The organism is Lacisediminihabitans sp. (assembly GCF_036404185.1).
Lineage (GTDB): Bacteria > Actinomycetota > Actinomycetes > Actinomycetales > Microbacteriaceae > Lacisediminihabitans.
In genome coordinates, this window is record NZ_DASWPB010000020.1 from 1 (window position 1) to 10,490 (window position 10,490).

The following is a 10,490-nucleotide window of genomic DNA, read 5'->3' on the forward strand; positions in this document are numbered from 1 at the left end:
GGGGTCCTGGGCGTCGGCACTGTCCTCGGCGGTCTGCTCGGCCCGCGGCTGATCGGGCGAAACGGCGCCAAGCGCACCATCACCATCGGATTTCTCATGCAGGCCGCCGCGACCATCCCGCTCGCCTTCGCCGGCACCGACCGCGCCTGGATCGTGCCGCTGCTCGTCCTCACCTTCCTCGGCGGCGTTGCAAACCTCGTGGCGATCGTCGGCTACGTCGTCGCCTCCACCTCCGGCCTGCCCGACGACCAACAGGGCCTCGCCACCGGACTCGTCACCATGAGCCAGCAGGTCGGCATCACGCTCGGCATCCCGATCATGTCCGCCGTGATGTCGGCAGTCAGTGGTCGAACCGGTCAAGCTGGCGCTGGACTCCTGCCGGGCATCCAGGCCGCGATCTGGGTCAATGGCCTGCTGTGCCTGGTGGCCGCGATCCTCGTGATCGCCGGCCTGCGGCGCAATCGTCCTTGACGTGGGCGACGAGCTCGCCGCGGCCCTCGGTGACGGTGATCGCGAAAGGGACGTCGGGCTCGCGGGCCCGGACCGGCCGGCACGAAGGGTTGCCCGCAGGCTCCGACACTCTCTTTTGGGTAGTAGATCCCCTTGCGGGTAAGGGCTATGCGCCGGTCAGCGTCGTCTCGCGCGCCATCCGGGTGCTGCGGCTTCGAGAAGGACAGTCATGATGACGACGAACACGAGTTCCGAGACGGTCACGGCCGTGGTGTCGCGGGCCGGCGGCCCGCTCGACGGCCCCGACAGCCTCATGGATGCGACGATCCCGGCACCCGGCGACCCGACCGGGCACGACATCCTCGTGGAGGTGATCGCCGTCTCGGTGAACCCCGTCGACGTGAAGGCGCGCGCCTCCGGGAACCCCGAGCAGAAGGACCGCGTGCTCGGCTGGGATGCCGCCGGCACGGTCATCGCGGTCGGCGAGCAGGTCACGCTGTTCGAGCCCGGCGACGAGCCGCCCGAGACCTATCCGCTCAGGGACGGGCTGGCCCACAGCCGCAGCAGTCTCATTCGCCTCCCAGGGCCGACGGGGCACTCGGCCTCGTAGCCGCCGCCTCCCCCGCCGCCGCCTCCCCCGGCGTCATCCGTCTGCGCCATCGCCCTGCCGTCGTCACATGCGAACAACGGGCCAAGTCGGGGCCGAATGAGGCGACCGATCACACGACGAGCGCCGGAGCGGCCTTCCTCGTGCCGATGATGGAGAGCAGTATCGCGGCGGCAAGGAAGATCGCGGCCGCGGCGCAGACGCCGGTCCAACCCAGCGGGGGGAGGATCAGGCCGGCGACCTGGCTGCCGATGGCGCCGCCGATGAACGAGGAGAACATGAACACCGTGTTGAGGCGACCGCCTGCTGCGTGATCGACGGAGAGGGCGGCGTGTTGGGAGGAGACCTGGCCGTATTGCAGTCCGGCTGGGAGCAGAAGAACCCCGGCCAGCATCAGCCAGAGCACGGAATGGCCGGCCCAGAAGCACGCCAGCGCCGCGACGAGGGCGCCGAGGCCGAGGCCGATGGTGAGCCGGGAGCCGTGTCGATCGGTGAGGATTCCGGCGAAGGGCGCCACGAATGCGCTTCCCAGGCCGAGGATGCCGACGAGACTGGCCTGCCCGACCGACAGGTTGAAGGGGGCCGCGGTGAGAACGGGCGTGAGCGTGGCCCACAGGGCGTTGAATGCGGCGTACATCGCCGCGCTGCGCAGGCAGGCGTTCCGCAGTTGCGGGCTGATACGGACGAAGCGGCCCATCGACCTGAACAGGCCGGCGTAGCTGACCGACGACGTCCGTTCGGTGTCGGGCAGGAGGAAGGATGTCGTCCAACCGACGATGATCGTCGCGATCGCGGCGGCGAGGTAGGCGGCGCGCCAACCGGAGTACTGGCCGAGGACGCCGAGTGCCGGCCGGGAGAGCATCATTCCGCAGATCATGCCGGTCTGCACGATCGACATCGCTCGGGCGCGGCTGCTGACGGCGGACTTCGACATCACGAGCGGGATGAGGATCTGCGGGATGATGCCGAACATCGCGGCCACGAGCGTGGCAACGATCGTGAGGATGAGATTCGGTGCCATCGTGCCGAGCAGAAGCGCTGCCGTGCCGATGGAGGAGAAGATCCGCACCAGGTGCCGGGGCTGGTACCGGTCGGCAAGGGGCACCAGGAAGAGCAAGCCTGCGGCATAGCCGACGAGGGACGAGGTGATGACGCCCTGGGCGGCGCCAACGCTCACACCGAGATCCGCGGCCATGAGGGTGACCAGGGGCTGGGCGATGTAGACATCCGTGAGCGTCACGCCCGCGCAGACGGCGGCGACGATGGCGAGTGTCCGGGACGAGAGCTGACGGGGCATGCGTCCTCCAATGTAACCGACGAGTTGCTCCAAGTAACTCACGAGTCATAACAGTTGTCAACCGACGAGTTACTCCACTACGGTGGTGAGATGGCGCGGGATCCGGAGGCGACGAAGGCGCGACTGTTCGAGGCGGCCGTTCAGGAGTTCGCCCAGTTCGGGATCGAGGCGGCACGTCTGGATCGCATCGCGGAGAAGGCGCGTGCGAACAAGCAGCTCATCTACCGCTACTTCGGCGACAAGCGCGACCTCTTCGACGCGGTCATCGCGCAGGCGATGAACGACCTCTCGCAAGCGATCGAAGTGACGCCGCAGGACATCCCGGGATACCTCGAGGCCATCCGTGAGTATCACCGCCAGAACCCCCATGTGCTGCGTCTTCTGCTCTGGGAGGCGCTGGACGGCAGCCGGCCCGCTGTGGTGGCCGAGGAAAGCCGGCGAGATCACTACGCAGGCAAGACCGCGCGCTTCGCCTCAGCCCAACAGGAGGGGACGATCGGCGCAGCGATTCCGCCGGACATCCTGACGCTGATCCTGCTCGGCCTGGTCAACTGGCCCCAGGCCGTCCCCCAGATGACGGAGCTCATCACCGGCGAAGGGCCTGGCAGTGATCGCCTCCAGGCGGCCACCGTCGAAGCGGCGACGAGAATCACGAAGCGAGACTGATGTCCGTTCTACCCCGTGTGGGAGGACGTGCGAAGCTACTGGGAACCGCAGGCAAAGACGCCGGGGGTCATCCCCGCCGCAGGGTGTTGCTGAGCACGATCAGGTCTCCCCGGTAGTACCCGATGGCGAACTCGATCGGCCGCCCGTCGGCGTCCGTCAGCACTCGGTGCTGGACGAGCAGGGGCGCGGCCAGCTCCGCGTCGAGGAGCTCGGCGACCGCGGGGTCTGCCGGCACGGCCCCGGTGCGGACGAATGCCCTTCCGAGTCGGATCCCGGCGGCTTCCAGGAACCCCCACGTGCCGGCATCGACACCAGGCGTCTCGTCTCCCGGCTCGTGCAGGCCCAGGTCGCTGCGCAGATAGCTCGTCCACAGCACGAGCGGGTCGCGCGACGCGGTCAGGCGCTCCCACCGGATGACCGGGGCGCCTGCGGGCAGCCCTAGGTTCTCGGCGACCACGGGCGGCGAGGCGATGACACCCCACGACAGCTTTCGGTAATGGATCGCGCTACCCTCGACCGTGCTCTGTCCCGGCTCACCGATCGCTCGGAGCTGATTCAGCTGGTGCACGATGACATGCGACGTCGGCTCGGTTCCCTGGCCACGGATGCGCCGGATCAGCCGCTCCGACACGAGGAGCTCAAGTGCTTCGCGGACCACGTTCCGGCCCACCTGGTGCCGGCGGACGAGCTCGTCCTCGGACGGGAGCGTCGCGTCGCCGGTGCCGTGCAGGAGTTCGTCCCGCAGCATGTCGCGCAGCAGACGAGCACGATGGTGACGGCGTTCGAGGTACTTCGGCATGAGACCCAAGCGTGTCACGGGTGAGCACGCTCGGGCATCCGATGCGGCTCCTGTGGAGAAATCAGGTGGCGTTGCATCGGGTGAGGCGAGCTAAATACCCGGTCAAAGCGCATAACACGGCACCCGGAGGTGGCTTAGCAGCCGTGTAATGAACGCGTGACGGTCCGGAAATCGCCCTGCAGCACGCTGCTGACATGCCCTCAACCACCATCGCCACCGTGTCGATGCCGGTCGTCTACGACCCCGACACCAATCTGACCGTGATGCTTGGTCGGATCCGCGAGGCGGCCGAGCTCGGAGCCGACCTCGTCGTGCTCCCCGAACAGGCGCTGCACGGCTACCTGACCGACACGTTGAGCCTCGACTTCGACAACGTCCGGTATCAGCAGCGGAACGCGGAGACGGTGCCGAACGGCTCTCGTGTCAGCGCGCTCGTGGAGGCCGCCGTCGAGCAGAGCCTTCACGTGGTGTTCGGCCTCACGGAACGCGACCACCAGTACGCGGACATCCTGTACAACACCGTCGTGCTCGCCGGCCCCGACGGATACATCGGGCGATACCGCAAGGTGCACCAGCCCGGCGACGAGAAGCACGTCTACCATCCGGGCTCCGCCTTCCCCGTGTTCGACACCGGCATCGGCCGCATCGGGATGCTCATCTGCTACGACAAGTGCTTCCCGGAGAGCACGAGAGCGCTCGCTCTGCAGGGTGCCGAGATCCTCGTGATGCCCACGGCGTGGGCCTACGACGACGCCGATGCGGCGGCGGACGACGACATCCGGGTCGACCAGTACACGCTCTTCGGCCGGGTGCGCGCGCTGGAGAACCAGGCGTGGATGGTGGAGTCCAACGTCGTCGCCCCCCAGGGGAACCTCAACTACCACGGCCACTCGCGGATCATCGACCCGAACGGTGTCATCCGGGCCGACACCGGACCGGCCGAGGGCATCGCGCACGTGACCGTCGACATCGAGGACACGATCCAGCGCGCCCGCGGGATCGACTACATCGGCTACCACTTTCTCAAGGACTATGTCCCCGTGCCCGCCACCATCGGGCGCTACGGGGCGGGAACGGAATGACCATGTCCCACGCCATCGAGGTCCACGGCGTCAGCAAGCGCTACGGCGACGGCCCGCTCGTGCTGGACGGCATCGACTTCTACGCGAGATCGGGCGAGTTCGTCTCGTTCGTCGGGCCCTCCGGTTGCGGCAAGTCGACGCTGTTCAACATCGTCACCGGACTGCTCGCTCCGTCGTCGGGCCGTGTCCTCGTCAACGGAGTCGAGACCACCGGCAGCCCCAGCCGCTCCATCGGGTACGTCCTGCAGAAGGATCTGCTCATGCCGTGGCGCACCATCATGCGGAACGTCATCCTCGGTCTGGAGGTCCACCGAGTCGGCCGGGCGGAGGCACGCAGGCGAGCCTCCGCCCTGTTCGACGCCTACCACCTCACCGGTCACGAGGACGCCTACCCCGGGCAGCTGTCCGGTGGCATGCGACAGCGTGCCGCCCTCATGCGGACGATGGTCACCGATCCCGACATCATCCTGATGGACGAGGCGTACAAGGCGCTCGACTACCCGCTGAAGATCCAGCTCGAGAGCGAGCTCATGGACACCGTGAAGGCGGCCGGCAAGACCGTGGTGTTCGTCACGCACGACATCGAGGAGGCGGTCACACTGAGCGATCGCGTCTACGTGCTCAAAGCGCACCCCGGCCAGCTGGTGCAGGAGATCGAGATCGACCTCGGCACCGACAGCCACGCCATCAACGAGCGCCGACTCGCGTCCGCGTTCAACGACTACTACGAGACGATCTGGCGGTCCATCGGCGCCGGCGGCCGAACGGAGGTGGCCGCATGACCGCGTTCCAGATCGAGGACGCGCAGACCGGCGCCGTGCGCACCCGACCGGCCCGCAGCCGTAACCGGCATCCCGCCTCCCGGCGACGCACTCTGCTCGTTTTCCTGCAGGTCGCGATCGTCGTCGCGTTCCTCGCGGTCTGGCAGTGGGGAGCGACAGGCGGCTGGATCAGCACGTTTCTGTTCTCCAGCCCCGAGCAGATCATCTCGGTGCTGGCGCAGAACATCACGACGGGCGAGCTGTGGACCGACATGGGCGTTACGGCGCAGGAGGTGCTGATCGGCTTCGCTGTCGGCGCCGTCGGCGGGTCCGCCCTCGGGCTCCTGCTCTGGTACTCCCGATTCGTCGCCGACCTGTCGGCGCCGTTCATCACCGCGATCGGCTCGATCCCGGTGCTAGCGGTCGCTCCGATGATGATCATCTGGTTCGGCACCGGGCTTGTGTCCAAGGTCGTGATCGTCGGGTTCTCGTGCGTCATCGTGTCACTCACCAACGCGTACCGCGGTGCACAGAGGGTCGACCCGGACCTGCTCGACCTGATGCGCTCCTTCGGCAGCTCCAAGACGCAGGCGTTCACGAAGGCGATCGTCCCCGGAGCTATGTCGTGGGTCGTCGCCGGTCTCAAGCTCAACGTCGGCTTCGCGATCATCGGCGCCGTCGTGGGCGAGTTCATCTCCTCGTCCGCGGGCGTCGGCCACATGATCGTCACCGGCTCGTCGAGCTTCGCCATGAATCAGGTCCTCGCCGGAGTCGTCGTCGTGATGGCGATGGTTCTGGCATTCGGGCTCCTCATCGACCTTCTGGAGCGCGCCCTGTTCCGCTGGGAACGCTGAGCACCGCCCATCCCTCCCCCGCCCCTCCTCGAAAGGCTGTGCCCCATGCGCTCCACCCTGCCCCGACGCACCCGAGTCGCAGCACTCGCCGCGATCACCGTGACCGCACTCGCCGCACTCTCGGGCTGCGCACCCTCGTCCGGTTCCGCCGAGTCCACCGGCGACACGAAGGACGTCACCATCAACCAGGCAGTCCAGACCCTGCTCTATCTGCCGCTCTACGTTGCACAGGAGAAGGGGTACTTCGAAGACGAGGGCGTGCACGTCACGATCGACACCGGTGGCTCCGGGAACGCGTCGTTCGCGGCGGTGCTCGGCGGCTCCGCCGGGTTCTCCATCCAAGATCCCGTGTTCTCGGCCAAATCGCACGAGCAGGGCGGCCAAGGCGTCATCGTCGCGGGTGTGCAGAACGCCCCGGCCGAGTTCCTTCTCGGCAAGGACGGCACCAGCGCACAGCACGACCCGACGGTTCTCAACGGCAAGAAGGTCGTGGTGTCGCCGTCGCCGGACTCCACGTGGGCGCTCATGACCGCGATGATCGAGGAGTACAAGCTGAAGGATGTGCAGCTCGTCAACGTGTCGCTCGGCAACGAGCTCGCCGCCGTCGCGTCCGGCCAGGCCGACTACGCGGTGGTTCCTGAGCCCTCCGTGAGCCAGGGTGTGGATCAGCAGAACCTGCACGTCGTCTACTCGTGGCCCGCGGCAGGCGCCGACTGGAACCCGTTCGCGTTCTCCTCGCTCACCTCGACCCAGAAGTACGTCAAGGCGAACCCGAAGGCCACGCAGGGCGTCGTGAACGCGTTCCAGCGCGCGTACAACTTCATCTACTCGGACGAGGCGGGCGCCGTCGAGGTCGCGGAGAAGTACTTCCCGAAGCTCGACAAGTCGACCGTGGCCTCGGCCGTAAAGCGCGAGATCCAGGCCGACGGCTATCCGCACACCGCCACCGTGACCGAGAAGGCATGGGACCACAACCTGCAGCTAGCCGCCAAGATCGGCAACGTGAAGGCCTACCCCGCCGACGCGACGAGCTACACGACGAACGTCGACACCACCTTCTCCGACAAGGCCGCGAGGGCATACCCCGCAAAGGGATAAACCGCCGAGGGCGGGGCCCACCGGTTGCCCTGCCCTCCCGGGTCGCCCATGAAGAAGGGAGAACACCATGGACGCCTCAGCACGACAGGCACTGATCGACGAATGGACCTCTCGCGGCCGTGCGATCGCCCAGTTCGTCACCGCCCATGTTCCCGCAGACACGGTTCCGATCGTGGTGTTCGACACGACCGACGGTGCACCGGCAGACGACGCATGAACGACCTTGACCGCACCGTCGCCGAGCTCGCACGCATGATCCGCGACGGTTCTACGACCCCGACGACGCTTGTCGAACAGAGTGTCGTCAGGATCGACGATCTCGCCGACCTCGCGGCGTTCGTCTCCGTCGACCGCGACGGAGCGCTCGCCGCGGCGGCGCATGCCGAGTCGGAACTCGCGACGGGCCTGGACCGCGGGCCGCTTCACGGCCTGCCGGTCGCCGTGAAGGACAACATCGATGTCGCCGGACAGCACACCCGCGCCGGCAGCGTGCTTCTCGGCGACCGACCGGCGACCGACGACGCCACGGTGGTCACGAGGCTGCGGCAACGCGGCGCCGTCATCGTCGGTCGTACGAACATGCACGAGCTCGCCTGGGGCGGCACCACCGACAACCCGCACACCGGCAGAGCCAGGAACCCGTGGGACAGAGAGCGAGTGCCCGCAGGCTCTTCCGGCGGCTCCGGCATAGCAGTCGCCGCGGGCATGGTGGTCGCCGCGCTGGGCACCGATACCGGAGGCTCGGTGCGGCTGCCCGCATCGGTCAACGGCGTCAGCGGGCTGCGTCCCACCATCGGTCGGGTCAGCAACGCCGGTGTCGTCCCGTTGGCATGGACGATGGACACCGTGGGACCGCTCGCGCGCACGGCGGCGGACGCCGCCCTCGTCCACGACGCGATCGCCGGCTGGGACCGACGCGACCGCACGACACGGCGCGAACCGGTGCATCCGGCCTGGCCGAACCTACCGCCGGACGGCGGTGCCGAAATGCTGTCGGGACTACGGATCGGGATCATCGCCGACTACGCGCTGGTCGGCAACCAGCCCGACGTGGCGTCCGCCGTGCGCGCAGCACTCGACACGCTCGCGGAAGCCGGTGCGAGCATCGAGGAGATCACCGTGCCCGGCGTCGACGAACTCGTGGACGCACAGCTCGTCGTCGACGCCGTCGAACCGAGCGCCATGCACATCGACCTGCTGCGGACGCGACCGCGGGACTACGGCGACGACGTTCGCACCCATCTGGAGATCGGCCTCCGCTACACCGGCGTCGAATACGTGCAGGCGCAGCGCTTCCGCGCCTGGTTCCGAGACGGACTGCTCGCGGCGATGCGACACCTCGATGTCCTGGTCACGCCCACTCTGCCATTCACCGCCCTGCCGCACGGCGCCGAGTCCGTCGAGCTCGACGGCCGGTCGACCTCGCTGACGGCGGCCAACATGCGGTACACCGCAATCGGCAGCATGGCCGGGTTCCCTGGACTCAGTGTCCCTGTCGGTCTGGACCGCGACGGCCTGCCCGTGGGGATGCTCATCACCGGCCGCGCGTTCGACGAGACGACCGTGCTCCGGGTCGGGCACGCGTACCAGGCCGTGACCGAGCACCATCGGCTCCTTCCTCCTGTCTAGGACCGGGCGAGCTGTGCCCGCGCGCGGAACGGGCGCTGCTCGCGCCGGTTCCCTGCGGCCCTCGCCGAGGGCACCCGATCGAGCGGCACAGCGGACCGAGGACCGGGCGACGCTCACCGATGATCCGCCTGCGGAATGAGACGCCACCATCAACCCCTCATCTCCACCCACGCGGTGGACCAGACCCCCGGACCCCCGGCGCATTCTCCAACGTCTCCACCCGCGCGGCGGACACCACATGCGCTGGCTGGGAACATCGGTCGTTCCGACGACCGGCGGCCCGCCGGTTGCGAGATCGGCGGCCGCTGACACCTCTGGCGGGATGGATCCCCAGTGTGCATCGGCTCTTGGGCATCGGCTCTCGGGCAGCACGGTGATACCAAGCCTTCCGGCACAGAACCGACTCGGCGGCGTCACCGGAAGCGCTATCCGGGCCCCACCAGTGCCCGGACGGCGTCACGCGCGATGGAGATTATCTGCTCGGTGGTCGCGCCGCTGTCACGGGCGACCGAGAGCACCGCCGGGAGCATCTCGAACACGAGCCGTGCGTGAAGCCGGACCTCGAGCGGGGCACCAGGCTCGAGGATGACGTCGATCACCGCGTCGATGCCGCTGCGGAAGCCTTCTCCGGCACCGCCGAGCCGCTTCATGGCGGGACGATTCGCCATCGCGAACCGCATGCCGTCGATCCGCTCCTCCGTGACCGTGTCGAGCCAGCGAAACGCCGCTCGACGAAGGAGGTCGGGACCGCGCTCCTGCCGCTTCACCCATTCGAGGAGGTCGTCCAGATCTGCCCGGCGATCCTCGACGAGGCTGGCGATTATCGCTTCCTTGCTGGGGAAGTGGTAGTAGAGCGCGGACTTGGTGGTGCCGAGCGCGTCGGCGATGTCCTTGATCGAGGTCCCCTCGAAGCCGCGCTCCGTGAACAGCTTGAGCGCGATGCGACGGATCGCGTCTCGAGTCTCTTCTCCACTGCGCCGTTCGCCGTCCGCCTCAGCCACCCTTTGATCTTATCGCTTGACGAACGGTCGTACAGTGCTAATCTCGTTCTTACTGAACGATCGGTAAGGAGCGTCGAATGAGTTCACCCGTCCCGGCGGCGCCGGCGAACGAGCTGGGACATCGGCAAGTGCTGGTGGTCCTTTCCGGCCTGCTGCTGGCGATGCTGCTGTCGGGACTGGATCAGACCATCGTGGCGACGGCGTCGCGCGTGATCGGCGATGACCTGAAGGGACTCGACCAGCAGG

General features: G+C 67.8%; 12 protein-coding genes. 9 read left to right on the top strand and 3 right to left on the bottom strand.

The annotated features are described in order from the left end of the window. Both VGC18_RS01115 and VGC18_RS01120 read left to right on the top strand, forming a co-directional pair. A partial coding sequence (locus VGC18_RS01115) for an MFS transporter (RefSeq protein WP_331093344.1) occupies positions 1–471 on the top strand: 471 nt, incomplete at its 5' end. A 208-nt stretch (positions 472–679) separates the two neighbouring features. Beyond that, on the top strand, positions 680–1,060 hold the full coding sequence (locus VGC18_RS01120) for an alcohol dehydrogenase catalytic domain-containing protein (RefSeq protein ID WP_331093346.1): 381 nt from the start codon (positions 680–682) through the stop codon (positions 1,058–1,060). 109 nt (positions 1,061–1,169) lie between these two features. Here the strand turns inward: VGC18_RS01120 and VGC18_RS01125 are convergent, their stop codons facing one another. Continuing rightward, positions 1,170–2,354, bottom strand: a complete 1,185-nt coding sequence (locus VGC18_RS01125) for an MFS transporter (protein WP_331093348.1) — start codon at positions 2,352–2,354, stop codon at positions 1,170–1,172. A gap of 90 nt (positions 2,355–2,444) precedes the next feature. Between VGC18_RS01125 and VGC18_RS01130 the strand changes: the two genes are divergently transcribed. Further along, on the top strand, positions 2,445–3,020 hold the full coding sequence (locus VGC18_RS01130; RefSeq protein ID WP_331093350.1) for a TetR family transcriptional regulator: 576 nt from the start codon (positions 2,445–2,447) through the stop codon (positions 3,018–3,020). Between the two features lie 67 nt (positions 3,021–3,087). Here the strand turns inward: VGC18_RS01130 and VGC18_RS01135 are convergent, their stop codons facing one another. Beyond that, the gene (locus VGC18_RS01135; RefSeq protein ID WP_331093352.1) at positions 3,088–3,837 is read right to left on the bottom strand and encodes a GntR family transcriptional regulator; all 750 of its coding nucleotides are present in this window, start codon (positions 3,835–3,837) and stop codon (positions 3,088–3,090) included. Between the two features lie 176 nt (positions 3,838–4,013). Between VGC18_RS01135 and VGC18_RS01140 the strand changes: the two genes are divergently transcribed. From VGC18_RS01140 to VGC18_RS01165, 6 genes are all read left to right on the top strand, one after another. After that, positions 4,014–4,901 (top strand): carbon-nitrogen hydrolase family protein, encoded by an 888-nt coding sequence (locus tag VGC18_RS01140; RefSeq protein ID WP_331093354.1) that lies wholly within the window; start codon positions 4,014–4,016, stop codon positions 4,899–4,901. 2 nt (positions 4,902–4,903) lie between these two features. Next, positions 4,904–5,683: an ABC transporter ATP-binding protein gene (locus VGC18_RS01145; RefSeq protein ID WP_331093356.1), complete on the top strand. Its 780-nt coding sequence runs from the start codon at positions 4,904–4,906 to the stop codon at positions 5,681–5,683. Further along, on the top strand, positions 5,680–6,516 hold the full coding sequence (locus VGC18_RS01150; protein ID WP_331093358.1) for an ABC transporter permease: 837 nt from the start codon (positions 5,680–5,682) through the stop codon (positions 6,514–6,516). Before VGC18_RS01145 ends, VGC18_RS01150 begins: the two co-directional genes overlap by 4 nt. Positions 6,517–6,561: 45 nt before the next feature. Beyond that, positions 6,562–7,614, top strand: a complete 1,053-nt coding sequence (locus tag VGC18_RS01155) for an ABC transporter substrate-binding protein (protein WP_331093361.1) — start codon at positions 6,562–6,564, stop codon at positions 7,612–7,614. Positions 7,615–7,681: 67 nt separating this feature from the next. Beyond that, on the top strand, positions 7,682–7,831 hold the full coding sequence (locus tag VGC18_RS01160; protein WP_331093363.1) for a hypothetical protein: 150 nt from the start codon (positions 7,682–7,684) through the stop codon (positions 7,829–7,831). Then, entirely contained in the window at positions 7,828–9,243 is a 1,416-nt protein-coding gene (locus VGC18_RS01165) for an amidase (protein ID WP_331093365.1), read from the top strand. Before VGC18_RS01160 ends, VGC18_RS01165 begins: the two co-directional genes overlap by 4 nt. 425 nt (positions 9,244–9,668) lie before the next feature. Here VGC18_RS01165 and VGC18_RS01170 read toward each other — a convergent pair whose 3' ends face one another. Continuing rightward, the gene (locus VGC18_RS01170; RefSeq protein ID WP_331093366.1) at positions 9,669–10,244 is read right to left on the bottom strand and encodes a helix-turn-helix domain-containing protein; all 576 of its coding nucleotides are present in this window, start codon (positions 10,242–10,244) and stop codon (positions 9,669–9,671) included. Positions 10,245–10,490: the final 246 nt, after the last annotated feature.